The sequence below is a fragment of the Bacillus sp. FSL M7-0791 genome (genome assembly GCF_038627085.1).
Lineage (GTDB): Bacteria > Bacillota > Bacilli > Bacillales > Bacillaceae > Bacillus > Bacillus safensis.
This window is the reverse complement of sequence record NZ_CP152022.1, coordinates 2,321,551-2,338,580: the sequence shown is the minus strand read 5'-3', so window position 1 is coordinate 2,338,580 and position 17,030 is coordinate 2,321,551. Positions and strand designations below refer to the sequence as shown.

Sequence of the window (17,030 nt, the reverse complement as noted above, 5' to 3'; positions counted from 1 at the left end):
TTAACGTGACAGACTGGTACGGCCTTTTACAAATTTCTTTTCAAGCAGCATGGTGACTAGTTCAATGCTCATACAAATGAGCCAGTACACAATCGCGATGATCACATACACTTCAAACATGCCGATTCCATAGTTATTTCCTAAGATGATCTTCACCTGTCCCATAATATCGATGAGTCCGATCGTAAAGGCAATCGCCGTGTCTTTCACAAGATCAATGGTGTAATTTCCGAGGTTTGGCAGGGCAATGAGAAAGGCCTGCGGGATAATGATCCTGATCAAGGCCTGTGTATCTGTCATCCCAACAATGTAGGCGGCTTCCAGCTGATCCTTCCCAACAGACGAATACGCACTGCGAAAAACTTCAGATAAATAAGCCCCCGTATGTAAAGAGAACGTCATCATCACAAATAACACACGATCCCAATGATTGATTTGAATTCCTGCCACAAGTAAAAGCTGAGGAAGTCCAAAATAAATTAAGAATAACTGAACAATTAATGGCGTACTTCGTGTAAAAGATAAATAGATAACAGCCAATTGCTTTAGCACTGGGATTTGTTTTATACGAATGCATGCAAATAAGAGCCCTATTATGATGGCGAAAAACAATGACACCGCAATAATGAGAAAAGTGAGTGGCAGGCGTTCAAGCACCTGTAAAAAAATTCGCAGCCAATCTCCAGCTGTAAACGTCATGACGCTTCCTTCCTTTCTTCATATTGATAGCCTTGCTCTGAGATGTAGTCAATATCTTGAAAGAAATCAACCCCAAACCACTTTTTCGCAAGCTTAGGCAGTGTTCCATCATCAATCATCTCTTGTGTGACCTGGTCCAAGTCTGCTGCAAGCTGCTTCTCACTTGGCTGTAAGACAAGATAGATCGGCTCTTTTGACACGATCCCGCCCACTTTGACCTTCAGATTCAGATGCTTTTGAATGGTATCGAAGGTCGAAATATTCATAAAGGCCGCATCGGACCGTCCGCTTTCAACACGCTTTAAGTTGAGTTCATTTGAAGGGCTTTCAATGGTTGTCAGCGGAATATCTGGATCATGTTCTTCATTATATTGATTTAATATTGAACGCAATCCGCCGCTGGGACTGACAGGAGCGAGCTTTTTTGATGTCATATCGTCAAGCGATTGAATATCCCGGTTTGATTCATTCACAATTAATCCTGTCATCGAATAGCCGTACGGAACTTTAGGGTAAAGAAACCGTTTTTCACGTTCAGGGTTACTGAAAAACCAATTAGCTGCCATTTCAAACTTCCCCGCGCCAACACCAATTAAATTGGTTTCTTCCTCGCCAAATATGTAATCAAAATGTATATGTGGAAGTCTTTTTTCCACTTCATTTAAATAATCAATGTTATAGCCAATCGGTTCGTTTCGATCATTTGTGGCTAAAAAGGGTGGATTGACCTCTGCACTCAGTGCGACTTTCACAATTTGTTTTCCATCATCTGTTGTTGTTTTCACACTGCTGCAGCCAATCAGAGAGAGGAGAATCAGAAGGACACCAGCTGTCATGAATGCTGTCTTTTGCTTCATATGTCTTCCTCCGATCCTTGCCACATTCCGCGATGAATCCTGGATAAAAATTGTTTTGTTCGTTCATGCTGAGGCTTCATGAGGACGTCTTCTGGTGAGCCTTTTTCAACGATTTCTCCATCTGCCATAAAGATCACCGTATCCGCTACGTCTTTTGCAAACGAAATTTCATGCGTCACAATGACCATCGTCATCCCTTGGCTCGCAATATCTTTGATCATTTCAAGGATTTCTCCGACCATCTCTGGGTCCAATGCGGACGTTGGTTCATCAAACAAAAGCACCGCAGGATTCATCGCAAGAGCGCGGGCAATTCCAATCCGCTGCTGCTGACCGCCAGATAATTCACTTGGAAATGCATCTTTTTTATGAAGCAGTCCAATCCGCTCTAAAAAATGCTCTCCAACCTTTTCTGCTTCTTTTTTAGACATGTTTTGGGACACAATCAATCCCTCTGTAATATTTTCAAGTGCGCGTTTATTTTGAAACAAGTGATAATGCTGAAATACCATGGAAGATTGCTGCCTTAGTTTTAAAAGATCTTTTTTATGATACCGTTCAAATTGAATCGTGGCTTCTCCAACAGTCAGCTCTCCTTTGTCTGGAATATCGAGGCTGTTTAAACTGCGGAGAAGTGTTGTTTTTCCTGATCCGCTCGGTCCAATAATTGCGACCACTTCACCTTCTTGTACGGTGAAATCAATGCCTTTTAACACATGGGTCTGCCCATAAGATTTATGTAGATTAGTAGCTGAGATCATAAAAGCATCACGTTCCTTTGACAGATGTACTTAATATTGATAAAATTTAACACATTAAATCCTATAAGTAAAGTGTGTTTTATTCATTCCGATTGGAAAAATGAGATATCATAGATTGTGAGAAACAGAGGAGTTGGATACGTTTTGTCTAAAGCATTATTTGTCGATACCGATTTTCAAAAAACATGGCTTAATCAGCTGGAATCTCTTCGTGAAACGATCGAACAAAACGCAAAAAAACATGATGAAGGCGCTTATTTTCCTAAACAGAATATCGAATCATTAGTAAACATGGGATATACAGCCCTGTCTCTTCCCGCTGAATATGGAGGCGGGGGTCAATCTGTAACGGATATGGTTCTATTTCAAGAAACCCTAGGCAGCATGGACGGAGCGACTGCCTTATCGATTGGCTGGCACCAAGGAGTTGTTGGTGAAATTTATGAAAAGAAACTATGGAATGAGAAGCAGCTGCAATTCTTTGCGGAAGAAGTGAAGAAGGGCGCCCTTGTCAACCGCGCTGTAAGTGAGGCGCAGACAGGCAGTCCAACAAGAGGCGGCAAGCCTGGGACAACAGCGATGAAATCAGGTGATCGCTGGGTGATCAACGGACGTAAAATTTTCACTACGATGTCACCAGCTCTCACATACTTTTTAGTCGGCGTATGGATCGAAGAAAAAGAAGCCATGGGATTTTTCTTAATTCACCGTGATACAAAAGGTGTTTCTATAGAAGAAACATGGGATGTTGTCGGCATGAGAGGAACAGAAAGCCATGATTTAATCTTAGATCAAGTTGTGGTTTCAGAGGATATGCTTGTTGAAGTGCAAAAAGGACCTCGAGGCGGTACGTTAAACCCTTGGATCGCACATATCCCTTCCTGTTATTTGGGGATTGCGCAAGCGGCAAGAGATTATGCAGTTCAGTATGCCATCACACATTCACCGAACAGTATCAGCGGAACGATTAGCGAACTGCCAAATGTCCAAACACTGATTGGCGAAATTGATTTACTATTAAAGCAAGCACGCCACGTCATGTATTCAACGACAACATTGTATGAAAAGCCTGAGAAAAGAGAGCTGTTAATCAATGAATTCGGTGCTGTGAAGCATACAGTCGTAAATCATAGTCTGCAAGTGGTTGATAAAGCCATGCGTTTAGTCGGTGCAAAAAGCTTGAGCCTAGACTGTCCGCTGCAGCGTTACTATCGAGATATTCGTGCTGGGCTACATAACCCGCCAATGGATGATATGACCATTTCAAAAATCGCGAGGCAGGCCATAGAAGAGAAAAAAGAAAGCTAATATGATCAGAAAGCCGGATGAAACCGGCTTTTTTTATTTGGCAGAAAAGAGGACAAGCGTACCTTATGTCTCATCACTCAGGCATGCTACAATCGATACAAATCATAGGAAAAGGAGCGGTTTCTTTGAAGAAAAAGCATATGAAATGGCTGTTTTCAGGCTTCATACTAATGGCACTTTGTATCGGCCAGCCTTCATCAAGTGAGGGAACATCACCAGCTTGGTCAGTAGATGAATTCATGAAAGACCGGGAAGGCACATTTGTCATCCAAGAAGTAAAAGAAAAATCGCCATGGGTGTATAACAAAAAAAGAGCGAACAAGCGCTTTGCTCCACAATCAACATTTAAAGTGGCAAATGCCCTCATCGGACTCCAAACAGGCGCAGTGAGAGATGAATATGACATCAAATATTGGGACGGAGTGAAAAGAGAGATTGATAACTGGAATAAGGATCATACACTGGGCTCAGGCATGAGAGATTCAGTTGTCTGGTACTATCAAGCCATGGCGCGTGACATCGGAGAAGAACGCATGAGTCATTGGGTGAAAGCCATTCATTATGGGAATGAAGACATATCAGGCGGAATCGATCAATTTTGGTTAAGCAGTACATTGAAAATTTCTCCAATAGAACAAGTCCATTTCCTTAAACAGCTATATGAAGAAAGTCTCCCATTTGACCTATCTGTCATGAGAAAGGTCAAACGAATGATGATCCAAGAAGAAGAGACACACGCCACCCTATACGGAAAAACAGGCTCCGGCTCAGGCATCGGCTGGTACGCAGGCTTCATCAAACATGAAAACAAAACCTACATCTTCGCCACAAATATCGAAGGCACCGGGCTAGAAGCAAAAGAAATCACCTATCGTATTTTGAAAAAATATCATTTGATTGAAGCATCCGTTTAGGATGTTTTTTTTTATATATAAAAGGTGATATTTTGATAAGATGATGATATATGGGTTAGTTTTAGGAAAATAATAGTCAAGTGTTGTAGAAAGGGGGCTTTTGCTTGAACCAGCCTGAGCACTTATTTGTTCGTTCAGAAAAAGAATTCAAGTTCTATCAGAATCTGGTGGATCATGTATTTGATCAAAATAAAAGGCTGCCGCAACAAGTCTTCCGTAAGAATTTTGATTGTTTTTTGTTTCAAGAGTTTGAGTGGGCATTAAGTGATGATATTTTACCTGCAATCAAGGATTTATTAAATTCAACAAGTGATAGAGAATTTTTGACCGCAGTCCTTAAGCCAGATCCAGTTGATTATTATTTTAAGGAGTTTGGTTATTACAATTGGCTGAGAGCGAGTGTGAACATTTCCGGTGAGGATTATGTAAATGCACTATGGACGCACCCAAAAGGTTCTATAGCGGATAATATAATTACGAACTCAAACATAGTGGTTTGGTTATCCAGTTCTTTGCAGTGGGCGATTCTAGCAGATAGGGATTTGGAAATTTGTATAATAGGTATGGTATCAAAAAAAGATTGTCCCCAAAATATTTTATTAGAAAAAGGATGGAAACCACTGGATCATCCCGTTTTAGCAAATTGGTTAGAACTGTTATTGAAGGATCAAAAAACATACAATGAATATTTCAGTCAATTCTTATCAAATTATTCGTAATGTTACTTGTGGTTTAAATTGGGAAGTATCAATTAGTAATGATAGACAAAGAAATGATTATCAGTAATGTCTATATATAAAAGGAGCATAAGGCCATGAAAATCAGCCAAGATAAAACAGCATTAATCAATGATTTGAAGCAGCGCTATCAATATTGTTTTCATTCAGATTCCCTTGAAGAGATCCTATCTTTTGAGGAGGAAACTGGTATGTGGTCCGATGGTTTTTATGAATTTTTCACTCTTGTGACAGGCAGCTTAAGTTATGTGATCGATCATAAACGAATTCCCAAAAAACATTTAAACGTGCTGCGTCAGTCATTTGAAGAGCAATACCCTCAAATCAAATCATTTCAACACGTCCTTGAATCGTATCCTTTATTACATTCCTATATCCAGTACCATGAAGAAACAAGAAAACGAATCATTGCATTTATAAAATAACCTCTTGGAAGATAAGCTATGACATTGGTTTTTAGATGAAAAATCCAGAAACAAATCCCTGGTTTCGATGTCAACCCTCTAGAGCAAATCAATGAATTTCACCACTTTAAGGAGTATAATGAATATTACGACTTGATCACTTGTATTGCTCTGCACATCCCATATGAATTTAGTATCGAATGAATCGTGCTAGTTTCTCTCCATATCTGCTACTCATGCTCCCCCATCCCAACACAGAAAGGTGCAATGACATTGAATCGAATCATGAAATGGCTCTTATTTGCGGCGGTCATCGCTGGTTTATTGGTATGCGCATTCTTTGTGTTCCGTTTCAACCAGCCTAAGCCGACAACCAATATCCATTATGCAGACACACAAAATAAACAGCAAACACTCGATATGTATATGCCAAAGGGCAAAGATGAAGACAAAAAGAAGAAGCATCCTGTGATGATCTATCTCCATGGCGGAGGCTGGACAGGCGGCGATAAGAATAGAGTCGCTTCAAAGGCTGATTATTTTACAGGTCAAGGGTATGTGTTTGTTTCGATGAATTACAGGCTTCACCCTGATGCTAATTACGAGCAGATGGCAGATGATACAGCAAACGCCATTAAATGGGTGAAGGATCATGCGGATGAATATCAAATTGATTCATCAAAAATCAATGTCATGGGTCACTCAGCGGGCGGTCATTTGACGGCGCTGGTTGCCACAGATTCGACCTACTTAAAACGTGTGGGGCTGTCGCCAAAAGCGATCAATTCCATCGTGATTTTAGATGGGCCGCTAAACCTCAATCAATTTATACAAGCCATCCCATCGTACAAAAAAGTCTTTGGCAAACAAGAGAAGAACTGGACAAAGGCATCACCTGTCACTTATATGAATGAAAAGAATGTACCGCCTGTCTATTTGGTGACGGGCTGGGAAAATCCTGAGGTGTACCGATTTGCAGAAAAACTAAATCATGATAAAGGCTCTCGGTTTGTTTTTCGGGTTCATACGCTGAGCCATAGTGACCTGAACAAATGGTTTGGATCAGACAGAGCGCCAAAAGAAGCACAAAAAATGACAGAGGCTGTGATGGCTTTTGTCAAAAAACAAAATCAATAACGAAGACCGTATGCTCGGGCAATTCTTTTTGCCGCAGTATAATGATAAAGTGGTTTGAAATTAAAGGAGTGTATGTTGTTGTCATCACGAATGGAAAATAAAGTGTTCAACTGCGAAAAAGAGCTGACGCTGAATATTATCGGCGGTAAGTGGAAAATGCTGATTTTATGGCATCTAGGCAGAGAAGGGACAAAACGTTTTGGTGAGTTAAAGTCGTTAATGCCTGGGATTACGCAAAGAATGCTTGTCAATCAGCTAAGAGAATTAGAGGAAGATCACATTGTGCACCGGGAGGTTTATCCTGTCGTCCCGCCAAAGGTTGAGTATTCTCTCACAGAACTAGGAGAAAGCTTAATGCCGATTTTAGAGGCGATGTATGATTGGGGAAAACAATATCTGGGCAGCAATTTCTTAAAAGATGATAAATAGAAAGATGACCGATTGTAGACAAAGGGCTAAAATAACTTTATTTTAGCCCTTTGTCTTTACCCTGAGATACTGGCCAAAAGACAGTATCTTTTTTGTAACCATATGCGGAAAAGTATAGTATGTAAAAAAAAAGTGCGTACTTACATTGCGTCATTCCTGTTGTTATACTCATTTCATCATTCAAGATGCATCATCCGCGGAGCTCTTGAAGATGAGATGATAAACGGGAGTGAAAGTTGATGAAATTACAATTAGCATTAGATTTAGTGAATATACCAGAGGCGATTGAGCTGATCAAAGAAGTAGAAGCATCCATTGATGTGGTCGAAATTGGGACACCTGTTGTGATTAACGAAGGGCTTCGTGCTGTAAAAGAAGTCAAGCAGGCTTTTCCGAATTTACGTGTACTCGCTGATCTGAAAATTATGGATGCTGCCGGCTATGAAGTGCAGCAGGCCTCCGAAGCAGGAGCAGATATCGTCACCATTCTTGCAGCGGCAGAAGATATGTCTATTCAAGGAGCGGTGAAAGAAGCAAAAGCAAGAGGAAAACAAATTTTAGTTGATATGATTGGCATCAAAGATATCGGAGGCCGTGCAAAAGAGCTGGATGCGCTTGGAGTCGATTATATTTGTGTGCATACAGGCTATGACCTGCAAGCGGTTGGTCAAAACTCATTTGCTGACCTTATGACGATTAAACAAGTGGTCAAGCAGGCGAAAACAGCGATTGCAGGTGGAATTAAGCTTGATACGTTACCTGAAGTCGTGAAATTAAACCCTGATTTAATCATTGTCGGCGGCGGTATCGCAAGCCAGGACAATAAAGCAGAAGTGGCTGCACAAATGAAGCAGCTGATCGCACAATCATGAAGACCAGCGACTATGTGAGAGCCATTTTGAATGAGCTTTCTGAGCATTTGTCAGCCATTCAAGATGAACAAGCAGAGCACCTGGTTACAAGTATTTTATCCGCACAAAAAGTCTTTGTGGCAGGTGCAGGCAGGTCTGGCTTGATGGGGAAATCGTTTGCGATGAGACTTACGCATATTGGCGTCAAGGCTTATGTCATTGGTGAAACGAATACGCCTTCCTTTACAGAAGAGGATCTTTTGATTGTCGGGAGCGGATCTGGCCGTACAGAGTCTTTGCTTGTCCTTGCAAAAAAGGCAAAAGCAATTGGCGGAAAAGTGGCAGCGTTCACGCTTTCTGCTGAGTCACCTTTAGCTGATCTATCGGATGAAGTCATCTTATTGTCAGGTGCACCGAAGGATCAACAGGATGGAAACCATCATACCATTCAGCCAATGGGCTCACTATTTGAGCAGTCGCTTCTTCTGACATACGATGCGGTCATTTTAAGGTTAATGGAAATAAAAGAGCTCGACACACATACAATGTACGGCCACCATGCAAATTTAGAGTAGATATTTTCAAAGCCTTTCCTTTCATAAAAGGAAAGGTTTTTTCATTTATCAAGAACAGAATCTTGACATCATCTATTTGATGTAACTATAATTGTTACATCGTTAAAGAAAAAGTGCAGCACGGAAGGAAGATGAACATGAAAGTACAAATTTGGTCAGATATCGCCTGTCCTTTTTGTTATATAGGAAAAAAACAGCTGGAAACAGCGCTAGAACAATTCCCAGAGAAGGATCAGGTAGAGATAGAGTTTAAAAGCTTTGAGCTTGATCCCCACGCACCTGTTGATGTCGATCATGACGTTCATGATATGCTCGTCAAAAAATATGGCATGAGCCGCAGCCAGGCCATGGCGATGAATGAGCAGGTGAAGCAGGCCGGCAAAGAGAAAGGGATCGATTTTCAATTTGATCCGCTCGTGTTGACCAACACCTTTGATGCCCATCGATTGGCGCAATATGCTGGTCAAATGGGGAAAGGCGATTTCGTTATGGGAGAGCTATTTCACGCATATTTTACAGATGGAAAGCATGTTGGTGATCGTCAAACCCTTTTACAAATTGCAGAAAAAGCAGGTCTTGATGAGAAGGAAGTACAGCAAGTTTTGGGCAGCGAAGCATTTGCCGATCATGTCCGAAAAGATGAACAAGAAGCGAGACAGCTTGGGATCAATGCTGTTCCGTTTTTCTTGATCAATGACAAGTATTCAGTTGCAGGTGCGCAGCCAGCCGATACGTTCCTGGGTGCACTTAAAACAGCTTGGAAAGAGGAAGCAGCTCAGGCAGAGAAAGCTGCTGACAATGCGTTTGAAGCGGCATGTGCAGATGGCGTATGTGCGGTGCCTTCCCCTAAAGAAGAGGCGTAATAGATATGTTCCCTATCTTTTTATAAGATGGGGATTTTTTATTGTTTAAGGATGAGGGGAAACACATGTCTTTCACTTCAGGAATCCGACCTATTCACGCCTTATGCTGGAATCTAAAATAAAATGAGCCACTTGGAGTAAGGGCTCATTTTATTCGTTTGATCGTTTCACCTGGAACCAATTCAGGCTCGTAAAACGTTTGATCAGGGAGATTCTTTTTCCCTTGTACTTTTTTAATCATCCAGTCTGCTGCATCACGGCCCATTTGCTCCTGAGGATGGGTCAGTGTTGTCAGCTTCACATGGGCATTTTTCTGAGCGATATACGAATTATCCTGTCCAATAATCGAGAGATCATCTGGAATGGACAGCCCGATTTCGCTGCATACATTGGCTACTTCTAAACCCACCTCATCGTTATAGCAAACAAGGGCAGTCAGCTCATGCTGGTGCGCCATCAGGAATGTGTTAATTTGCTCCCCCAAATGCTGCTTCGATTCTGTATCGAAAAAGAGCACATGCTCAGGCAGGAAATTAAGTTTAGCTTCACCTAGCGCTTGAATATAGCCCTTCATCCGATATTTTCCTTGTAAATCATCTGTTTTTGAAATAAGTCCAATTTGTTGATGGCCCGAGGTGATCAGCTCTTTTGTGGCTAAATAGCTGGATTTTACATCATCTAAACAGAGAAAAGGAACCTCTAGCTGCTCATAATAGGCATTGATCATAATGAGCGGTACATCCTGTTCTTTAAAGGATAAGTAGTACGAAATGTTTGGATTATATAAATTGCTTTTCGTCGGCTCGACAATAAGTCCGTCCACCCCAAACGACAGCATCATTTCCAGCGCTTTTTTCTCCTGCTCAACATCGTTATTTGTACTTGCCAGTAACAAGGAATAGTTCTCTTCGTTTAAACGGCTTTCAATGCCTCGAATGATAGAAGGAAAAATGTAATCGGATATGTATGTTGTAATGACCCCAATCGTTTTCATATGTGCATGTCCCGCAGGTTTTGTTTGATATTGATTGGTCACAAATGTGCCTGAACCTTTTTCGCTGCGCAAAAATCCTTCGCTGGACAATTCCAAAATGGCTTTTCGAACTGTATGTCTGCTTACTTGATACATGTCTTGCAGGCTTGATTCGGTTGGAATACGCTCCCCGATCCGATAATCCCCTGTGAGTATTTTGCTTTTTATATCATCAATAATGATCTGGTACTTCTTTTTCATCGTTTCACTTCTTTCTCAGTTGATCATCTACTCGGATTGAGAAGAAATTGTATGGACATATTTTAACATGGTTGTCGGATCAAAAACAGGCGCTTCCCTTTTCTGTTATGACTCCTTCAGAAAAAATGAAGGTTTTTGTCGCATTATGTATGTACAACTATATTTATTATTGACATATGTACGTACAAATATTATATTGTGATTGTACCAGAGAATCAATGAATCTAGAAAAAGAAAATTGAAACCGCTATCAAAAATGGGGGTGAACGTAGAGTGAATCACAAAGAGACGGCTAAAGCCTTGAAAGAAGGACGGACATCTTTAGGCATTGAATTTGGTTCAACACGAATTAAAGCGATTTTAATAGATGAGGAATTTCAGCCAATTGCACAAGGTGCATATGAATGGGAAAGTTTTCTCCAGGATGGAATATGGACGTACAACTTAATTGATATCATTACAGGTCTGCAAGTGGCGTATCGAGAGATGAAAGAACAGGCCGAGCAAAAGTATGGTGTGACCATTCAAACGATAGGCTCAATCGGGGTATCAGCGATGATGCATGGCTATGTAGCATGTGATCATACAGGAGAGGTTCTCGTTCCGTTCCGAACATGGCGGAACGGAACGACCATCGAGGCGAGTCAAAAGCTGACAGACGTATTTCAATTTCATATTCCAGAAAGATGGAGCATTGCCCATTTGTATCAAGCGGTATTAGAAGATGAAAAACATCTATCCCGATTAGAATATATGACCACTTTGTCTGGATATATTCACTGGCTGTTAACCGGTAAGCAGGCCATTGGTATTGGCGATGCGTCAGGGATGTTTCCGATTGATGAACAAACGAAGGACTACAATGAAGAAATGCTCCAGCAATTTGAAGCATTGATTGCAGAAAAAGGCTATCCGTGGAAGCTTCGCCACCTTCTGCCGCGTGTCTATTTAGCAGGCGAAGAAGCTGGCGTGTTAACGGCAGCAGGGGCAGCCATTTTGGATCAAGGAAAACATTTGCAGCCAGGCATTCCATTTTGCCCGCCGGAAGGTGACGCTGGAACGGGCATGGTGGCGACAAACAGTGTAGAAAGACGGACCGGGAATATTTCTGTTGGGACGTCGGTTTTTGCCATGATTGTGCTGGAGCAGGATCTAAAAGGTGTGTATCCAGAAGTGGATATGGTTACGACGCCGGATGGACTGCCAGTTGCGATGGTTCATGCGAATAACTGTACAAGTGACCTAAACGCTTGGATGAATATATTCAAAGAGGCATTTGAAGCACTTGGCCTGCAAGTGGAGTCAGAAAGGTTATACGAATCCTTATTGCAGCAAGCTTTAGAAGCAGATCGAGATGGCGGCGGACTCTTAAGCTATGGCTATTACTCTGGTGAAAATATTACGAGACTGCCAGAAGGAAGACCTCTTTTTGTCAGGTCTCCTGAAAGCCGCTTTAACCTCGCTAATTTCATGCGAACCCATTTGTTCTCCGCTTTTGGTGCAATGAAAATAGGCATGGACCGGTTAAAGGAACAGGAACATGTAGTGATTGACCGCTTACTAGGGCATGGGGGATTATTTAAAACACCGCTCGTTGGACAAAAAATGGTTGCCGCAGCGCTAAATACACCTGTATCTGTTGTTTCAACAGCGGGAGAAGGCGGTGCGTTTGGGATGGCTGTCCTTGCTTCATATATGGTCCATCATCAGCAGCAAACATTGGCTGAATTTCTCACCCATCGCGTATTTGCCTATACATCAGAAGAGCTCATGGAGCCCGACCCACTCGATGTCAAAGGCTTTAATGAATTTTTAAAGCGCTATCAAAATGGGCTTGCGATTGAAGAAGCGGCGGTAGCGCATCTCGTGCCAAAGAAAGGAGTGACGACGGTATGCTAGATCGCTTAAAAGAAGAAGTGTATCAAGCAAATTTAGATTTGCCAAAATACGGACTTGTGAAATTTACATGGGGCAATGTCAGTGCATGTGATCGTGACAGTGGTTTGTTTGTGATTAAGCCGAGCGGCATAGCGTATGACCAACTATCAGCAAAAGATATGGTCGTGGTGAACTTTGATGGTGAAGTGGTGGAAGGAGAATTGAGTCCTTCGTCAGATACAGCTACACATGCAGTTCTTTACAAACACTTTGAGGAAATTGGCGGCATTTCACATAGCCATTCCATGTGGGCAACCGTCTGGGCGCAGGCAGGTCTTGATTTACCAGCAATGGGCACAACACATGCCGATACATTTTACGGCGCCGTTCCGTGCGCTCGTTTTCTCACAGAAGAAGAAGTCAATCGGGGTTATGAGGTAGAAACGGGCAAGCTGATCATCGAAACGTTTGAGAAAAGAAACCTAGATGTGATGGCGGTGCCGGGTGTATTGCTTCAAGGTCATGGTCCATTTACATGGGGGAAGGATGCTAAAAGTGCGGTCACGAACAGTGTGATTTTAGATGAAGTTGCCAAAATGAACCTTTTTGCCAAGCAATTGAACGAATTTGCTGAGCCATTGCCGCAGCGAATTTTAGATAAACATTACTTAAGAAAACATGGAAAGCATGCGTATTACGGACAAAAACCTTCAACATAAAGAAAAGAGGGATATCTATGTTAACAAGCCTGAAAAAAGAGTTTTGGTTTATCGTTGGGTCACAACATTTATATGGTGATGAAGCACTGCAAAAAGTAAAAGCAGATGCACAAAAGATGACGGATGCTTTAAATGAGAGCGGTTTACTTCCTTATCCAGTGATCTTGCAGGAACTGGCTGTCAGTGCCGATCAAATCACAAAGCTTATGAAAGAGGTCAATTATCGCGATGAAGTTGTCGGTGTGATGACGTGGATGCATACTTTTTCTCCAGCAAAAATGTGGATACGCGGCACCAGTCTTTTGCAAAAGCCTCTTTTGCATCTTGTTACACAATATTATGAAAAGATTCCGTGGGACACGATCGACATGGACTATATGAATCTCCATCAATCCGCACATGGAGACAGAGAATATGGCTATATCAATGCACGTTTAAATAAACAAAACCAAATTGTGACCGGTCATTGGTCTAAGCCGGAAGTGCAGCAGCAAATTGCTGATTGGATGGACGTTGCGGCTGCCTATCATGAGAGCTTTCACATCAAAGTAGCCCGGTTTGGTGACAACATGCGGCATGTGGCTGTGACAGAAGGCGATAAAATCGAAGCGCAGATTCAATTAGGATGGACCGTTGACTACTTTGGAATAGGTGATCTCGTCGAATATGTAAATGCAGTAGAAGACGAAGAGGTAGATGCATTATTTGCTGAGTATTTAACGCAATATGATGTGAATTATGGAACGTATTCAGTTGAAGAGTGGGAAAAAAGTGTCAAGGTGCAGGCGCGATATGAGATCGCCATCAAACGTTTCTTAGATGAAGGCGGCTATAATGCCTTTACAACAAACTTTGAAGACTTACATGGGATGAAGCAGCTGCCTGGACTTGCGGTACAGCGGCTGATGGCAAAGGGGTACGGCTTTGCTGGGGAAGGTGATTGGAAAACGGCCGCACTGGACCGCTTATTAAAGGTGATGAGTCATCATCAATCCACTGGATTTATGGAGGACTACACGTATGAAATGACGTCTGGAGAGGAAGCAGTGCTGCAATCTCATATGCTGGAAGTAGATCCAGCGCTCGCCCATACAAAACCTGTCATTGTCGTGTCTCCACTTGGGATCGGAAACCGGGAAGATCCAGCGCGTCTTGTGTTTGATGGAAAAGCAGGCGATGGTGTCGTTGTCTCCATAGCAGATTTTGGAACTCATTTCAAATGGCTGATACAAGAAGTCGAAGCCTTTGAGCCAAAGGAAGCAGCACCTCATTTACCAGTTGCGCGTGTATTGTGGAAAATCAAACCGAATTTTCAGGATGGCGTCAAAGCATGGATTAAAGAAGGCGGAGGCCACCATACAGTCGTGTCTCTCAATTTAACGGTTGATCAAATTGTTCACTTTGCAAAGCTAGTCAATGCAGAATATGTGGTTTTATAGAAGGGGGAAAGGTCTTCTGCTGGTTACAGTAGAAGCACCGAGTGAAATGAAAGCGGTTAATTAAGTGAGGGGGTCATCCACTTGGAGAAAAAAGTGTCAAGCAAATTTATCTTCTTTTTCGGGTCCTTTGCAGGCATCTTATTTGGATATGATATTGGTATTATTGCAGGGGCAGAAGGACATATTCAGGAAGAATTTCAGCTCAGCCCATTATGGCTTGGAATCGTTGTCTCTTCATTAATGGGAGGGGCCATTATTGGCTCCATCTTAAGCGGTCTCTTAGGGGATAAATTTGGCCGCAGAAAACTCATTTTGGTCTCATCCGTAATCTTTTTTGTTGGGGCGATCGGATCAGCTGTCGCACCAGAAGAGATTTCACTCACCATCGCTCGAATCTTTTTAGGGACAGCAGTAGGAACAGCTTCATCTTTGGTTCCGGCTTACATGTCTGAAATCGCTCCTGCTAAAATCCGCGGGAAATTATCTGGGCTCAATCAGCTCATGATTGTAACTGGTCTATTGCTCAGCTATATTGTTGCGTTTGTGTTTGAGCCCATCCCGGACAGCTGGCGCTGGATGCTGGGAAGTGCCGCTTTATTTGCGATCGTGCTTTATATTGGTATGCTGAAGCTTCCTGAATCTCCGAGATATTTGATTAAACACGGAATGGCTCATAAAGCACGGGAAGTATTAGGATCACTGCGTTCTTCCCGTGAAGAAATCGAATCAGAAATGCAGGAAATTTTAGAAGTCGCCAAAGAAGAACGCTCGGGGATTCGTGAATTGTTTCAAAAGAAATTCAGAATGGCTCTTTTCATTGGGGTTGGAATGGCAACCCTTCAGCAAATACAAGGTGCAAACTCCATTGTCTATTATGCAACGAGTATCGCTCGGAATGTAGGCCTTGCGCCGCAGGTCGCCGCAGGCTTTACAGTCATTGTCGGTGTCATTTTTGTCGTCACGACCGTGATCTTTTTACAATTTGTTGACCGCTTCGACCGCCGAACGATTCTCACCGTAGGAGGATCGGGCATGGCCCTTTCTTTCTTTGCTCCCGCCGCATTAGGGGCACTTGGCGTCAGTGAAGGAATTTTAAACTGGGTAACATTGATTTCACTTTGCTGCTTTATTTTGTGCTATGCCTTCTCGTGGGCACCGATCACCTGGATCATCATCGGCGAAATCTTCCCGCTTTCTGTCAGAGGTATCGGAGCAGGTATCTCTTCTGCCTTTAACTGGACCGGGTCGTTAGCAGTTGGACTCGTTTTCCCTATTCTGGCTGATCAATTCAGCTTTGGGGTCATTTTCTCCTCATTCGGAGTCATCTGCTTAATCGGGCTGTTATTCACCCGATTTGTGCTAGTCGAGACAAAGGGAAGAAGCTTAGAGCAAATCGAAACCGATATGGCTGCACGTGTATAAATAAAGAAAACCATCTATCCCATGTGGATAGATGGTTTTTTACTCAAGCGTCTGTTTGAGCTCATTTGGCAGTAAATCAATCAATTGATCATAGGAAGACAAATCCAGCACTTCAAGCAGCGCGTAATATTTCGCATAGATTTCACTCAGCTGATCAGGATGGTTTGTTTGATATTGATTCAGATGCAATTGAGTTAGTTCAAGTGCAATGTCTAGCTTGTTTTGTTCGAATGGCTGTGTCGAGTTGATCATATCGTTCACCTCTTATTTGATAATGAGTAGAAAAAATGCATTGAATAAAAAGAGCTGATGTTTTGTTTTCATGGCTGACCTGTCTTCGTAAGATATCATTTGTATAATATGTTAAAATTGTCCTTTTATAAAGAAAGAGAAAAATAGATAGAAAGTGGATTTTTTAAAAAATAGACATGCATCTAATCACGAATGATGGCTCTGACATACGATAGAGTGTAAGTGAAAGACAACTTGAAGGGGTGTTAAGATGAGCCGAAATCGATTAGATGATTTCTTCTTTGGACCTCGCAGAGGAAACCAAGAAGGAGAAGAAACGGTTGTTTTCCCCACACGTCAAATTGTCAACACAAGAACGAATGAACAAACGATCAGAAAAATCCATCCAACGCATATCACAAACGTCAATAAAAACATTAAAAGAGTAGAAAACTACTATCCGGTCACTGAATCGACTCACAACGAGTATATTGTAGAAGAATACGATTGCGGCAGTGATATCAAAAACCCTTGCTGCCGTCCGGTGAAGCGCTGTAAGTGGTAGTGAAGGG

19 protein-coding genes are annotated in these 17,030 nt (G+C 42.1%); 14 read left to right on the top strand and 5 right to left on the bottom strand.

Annotated features, from left to right (window positions below):
- From MHI08_RS12035 to MHI08_RS12025, 3 genes are read right to left on the bottom strand one after another with little or no spacing between them, the layout of a single operon-like run.
- A complete protein-coding gene (locus tag MHI08_RS12035; RefSeq protein ID WP_025092844.1) occupies positions 1-699 on the bottom strand; it encodes an amino acid ABC transporter permease in 699 nt (232 codons plus the stop codon).
- Positions 696-1,556: an amino acid ABC transporter substrate-binding protein gene (locus MHI08_RS12030; protein WP_342499650.1), complete on the bottom strand. Its 861-nt coding sequence runs from the start codon at positions 1,554-1,556 to the stop codon at positions 696-698. The genes MHI08_RS12035 and MHI08_RS12030 overlap by 4 nt, the downstream gene beginning before the upstream one ends.
- Positions 1,553-2,317 (bottom strand): amino acid ABC transporter ATP-binding protein, encoded by a 765-nt coding sequence (locus MHI08_RS12025; protein WP_342499649.1) that lies wholly within the window; start codon positions 2,315-2,317, stop codon positions 1,553-1,555. Before MHI08_RS12025 ends, MHI08_RS12030 begins: the two co-directional genes overlap by 4 nt.
- Positions 2,318-2,461: 144 nt before the next feature.
- Between MHI08_RS12025 and MHI08_RS12020 the strand changes: the two genes are divergently transcribed.
- From MHI08_RS12020 to MHI08_RS11980, 9 genes are all read left to right on the top strand, one after another.
- The gene (locus MHI08_RS12020; protein WP_286098658.1) at positions 2,462-3,625 is read left to right on the top strand and encodes an acyl-CoA dehydrogenase family protein; all 1,164 of its coding nucleotides are present in this window, start codon (positions 2,462-2,464) and stop codon (positions 3,623-3,625) included.
- 125 nt (positions 3,626-3,750) lie between these two features.
- Positions 3,751-4,539, top strand: coding sequence for a BPU family class D beta-lactamase (gene blaBPU, locus MHI08_RS12015; RefSeq protein WP_342499648.1), 789 nt, complete (start codon positions 3,751-3,753; stop codon positions 4,537-4,539).
- 104 nt (positions 4,540-4,643) lie between these two features.
- Positions 4,644-5,258: a hypothetical protein gene (locus tag MHI08_RS12010; RefSeq protein ID WP_342499647.1), complete on the top strand. Its 615-nt coding sequence runs from the start codon at positions 4,644-4,646 to the stop codon at positions 5,256-5,258.
- A gap of 95 nt (positions 5,259-5,353) precedes the next feature.
- Positions 5,354-5,701 (top strand): YxiJ family protein, encoded by a 348-nt coding sequence (locus MHI08_RS12005; RefSeq protein ID WP_342499646.1) that lies wholly within the window; start codon positions 5,354-5,356, stop codon positions 5,699-5,701.
- Positions 5,702-5,947: 246 nt separating this feature from the next.
- Positions 5,948-6,817, top strand: a complete 870-nt coding sequence (locus tag MHI08_RS12000) for an alpha/beta hydrolase (RefSeq protein ID WP_133744232.1) — start codon at positions 5,948-5,950, stop codon at positions 6,815-6,817.
- 72 nt (positions 6,818-6,889) lie between these two features.
- The gene (locus MHI08_RS11995) at positions 6,890-7,246 is read left to right on the top strand and encodes a winged helix-turn-helix transcriptional regulator (protein WP_029706158.1); all 357 of its coding nucleotides are present in this window, start codon (positions 6,890-6,892) and stop codon (positions 7,244-7,246) included.
- Between the two features lie 239 nt (positions 7,247-7,485).
- Positions 7,486-8,118 (top strand): 3-hexulose-6-phosphate synthase, encoded by a 633-nt coding sequence (gene hxlA, locus MHI08_RS11990; protein ID WP_342499645.1) that lies wholly within the window; start codon positions 7,486-7,488, stop codon positions 8,116-8,118.
- Positions 8,115-8,672 (top strand): 6-phospho-3-hexuloisomerase, encoded by a 558-nt coding sequence (gene hxlB / locus MHI08_RS11985; protein WP_342499644.1) that lies wholly within the window; start codon positions 8,115-8,117, stop codon positions 8,670-8,672. Before hxlA ends, hxlB begins: the two co-directional genes overlap by 4 nt.
- A 137-nt stretch (positions 8,673-8,809) precedes the next feature.
- Entirely contained in the window at positions 8,810-9,535 is a 726-nt protein-coding gene (locus MHI08_RS11980; RefSeq protein ID WP_342499643.1) for a DsbA family oxidoreductase, read from the top strand.
- Between the two features lie 145 nt (positions 9,536-9,680).
- Here MHI08_RS11980 and MHI08_RS11975 read toward each other — a convergent pair whose 3' ends face one another.
- A complete protein-coding gene (locus MHI08_RS11975; RefSeq protein WP_034622791.1) occupies positions 9,681-10,769 on the bottom strand; it encodes a GntR family transcriptional regulator in 1,089 nt (362 codons plus the stop codon).
- Between the two features lie 273 nt (positions 10,770-11,042).
- Between MHI08_RS11975 and MHI08_RS11970 the strand changes: the two genes are divergently transcribed.
- The 4 genes from MHI08_RS11970 to MHI08_RS11955 all read left to right on the top strand — a co-directional run bounded on the left by MHI08_RS11970 (position 11,043) and on the right by MHI08_RS11955 (position 16,227).
- The gene (locus MHI08_RS11970; protein ID WP_342499642.1) at positions 11,043-12,668 is read left to right on the top strand and encodes an FGGY-family carbohydrate kinase; all 1,626 of its coding nucleotides are present in this window, start codon (positions 11,043-11,045) and stop codon (positions 12,666-12,668) included.
- Positions 12,662-13,366 (top strand): L-ribulose-5-phosphate 4-epimerase, encoded by a 705-nt coding sequence (locus tag MHI08_RS11965; RefSeq protein WP_056767886.1) that lies wholly within the window; start codon positions 12,662-12,664, stop codon positions 13,364-13,366. The genes MHI08_RS11970 and MHI08_RS11965 overlap by 7 nt, the downstream gene beginning before the upstream one ends.
- 17 nt (positions 13,367-13,383) lie before the next feature.
- Positions 13,384-14,805 carry an L-arabinose isomerase gene (gene araA, locus MHI08_RS11960; protein WP_041106971.1) on the top strand — a complete coding sequence of 474 codons (1,422 nt, stop codon included), beginning with the start codon at positions 13,384-13,386 and terminating at the stop codon, positions 14,803-14,805.
- Between the two features lie 81 nt (positions 14,806-14,886).
- A complete protein-coding gene (locus tag MHI08_RS11955; RefSeq protein ID WP_034280034.1) occupies positions 14,887-16,227 on the top strand; it encodes a sugar porter family MFS transporter in 1,341 nt (446 codons plus the stop codon).
- Between the two features lie 39 nt (positions 16,228-16,266).
- Here MHI08_RS11955 and MHI08_RS11950 read toward each other — a convergent pair whose 3' ends face one another.
- Positions 16,267-16,479, bottom strand: a complete 213-nt coding sequence (locus MHI08_RS11950) for a hypothetical protein (protein ID WP_202738805.1) — start codon at positions 16,477-16,479, stop codon at positions 16,267-16,269.
- A 250-nt stretch (positions 16,480-16,729) separates the two neighbouring features.
- Here MHI08_RS11950 and MHI08_RS11945 point away from each other — a divergent pair, with 250 nt between their 5' ends.
- Entirely contained in the window at positions 16,730-17,023 is a 294-nt protein-coding gene (locus tag MHI08_RS11945) for a spore coat protein (protein WP_202738806.1), read from the top strand.
- Positions 17,024-17,030: the final 7 nt, after the last annotated feature.

Excerpts from the sequence above, each read along its gene's own strand:
- MHI08_RS12035 (WP_025092844.1), bottom strand. The coding sequence starts at position 699 with ATGACGTTTACAGCTGGAGATTGGCTGCGAATTTTTTTACAGGTGCTT.
- MHI08_RS12030 (WP_342499650.1), bottom strand. The coding sequence starts at position 1,556 with ATGAAGCAAAAGACAGCATTCATGACAGCTGGTGTCCTTCTGATTCTC.
- MHI08_RS12025 (WP_342499649.1), bottom strand. The coding sequence starts at position 2,317 with ATGATCTCAGCTACTAATCTACATAAATCTTATGGGCAGACCCATGTG.
- MHI08_RS12005 (WP_342499646.1), top strand. The coding sequence starts at position 5,354 with ATGAAAATCAGCCAAGATAAAACAGCATTAATCAATGATTTGAAGCAG.
- MHI08_RS12000 (WP_133744232.1), top strand. The coding sequence starts at position 5,948 with ATGACATTGAATCGAATCATGAAATGGCTCTTATTTGCGGCGGTCATC.
- MHI08_RS11995 (WP_029706158.1), top strand. The coding sequence starts at position 6,890 with ATGTTGTTGTCATCACGAATGGAAAATAAAGTGTTCAACTGCGAAAAA.
- hxlA (WP_342499645.1), top strand. The coding sequence starts at position 7,486 with ATGAAATTACAATTAGCATTAGATTTAGTGAATATACCAGAGGCGATT.
- hxlB (WP_342499644.1), top strand. The coding sequence starts at position 8,115 with ATGAAGACCAGCGACTATGTGAGAGCCATTTTGAATGAGCTTTCTGAG.
- MHI08_RS11980 (WP_342499643.1), top strand. The coding sequence starts at position 8,810 with ATGAAAGTACAAATTTGGTCAGATATCGCCTGTCCTTTTTGTTATATA.
- MHI08_RS11975 (WP_034622791.1), bottom strand. The coding sequence starts at position 10,769 with ATGAAAAAGAAGTACCAGATCATTATTGATGATATAAAAAGCAAAATA.
- MHI08_RS11965 (WP_056767886.1), top strand. The coding sequence starts at position 12,662 with ATGCTAGATCGCTTAAAAGAAGAAGTGTATCAAGCAAATTTAGATTTG.
- araA (WP_041106971.1), top strand. The coding sequence starts at position 13,384 with ATGTTAACAAGCCTGAAAAAAGAGTTTTGGTTTATCGTTGGGTCACAA.
- MHI08_RS11950 (WP_202738805.1), bottom strand. The coding sequence starts at position 16,479 with ATGATCAACTCGACACAGCCATTCGAACAAAACAAGCTAGACATTGCA.
- MHI08_RS11945 (WP_202738806.1), top strand. The coding sequence starts at position 16,730 with ATGAGCCGAAATCGATTAGATGATTTCTTCTTTGGACCTCGCAGAGGA.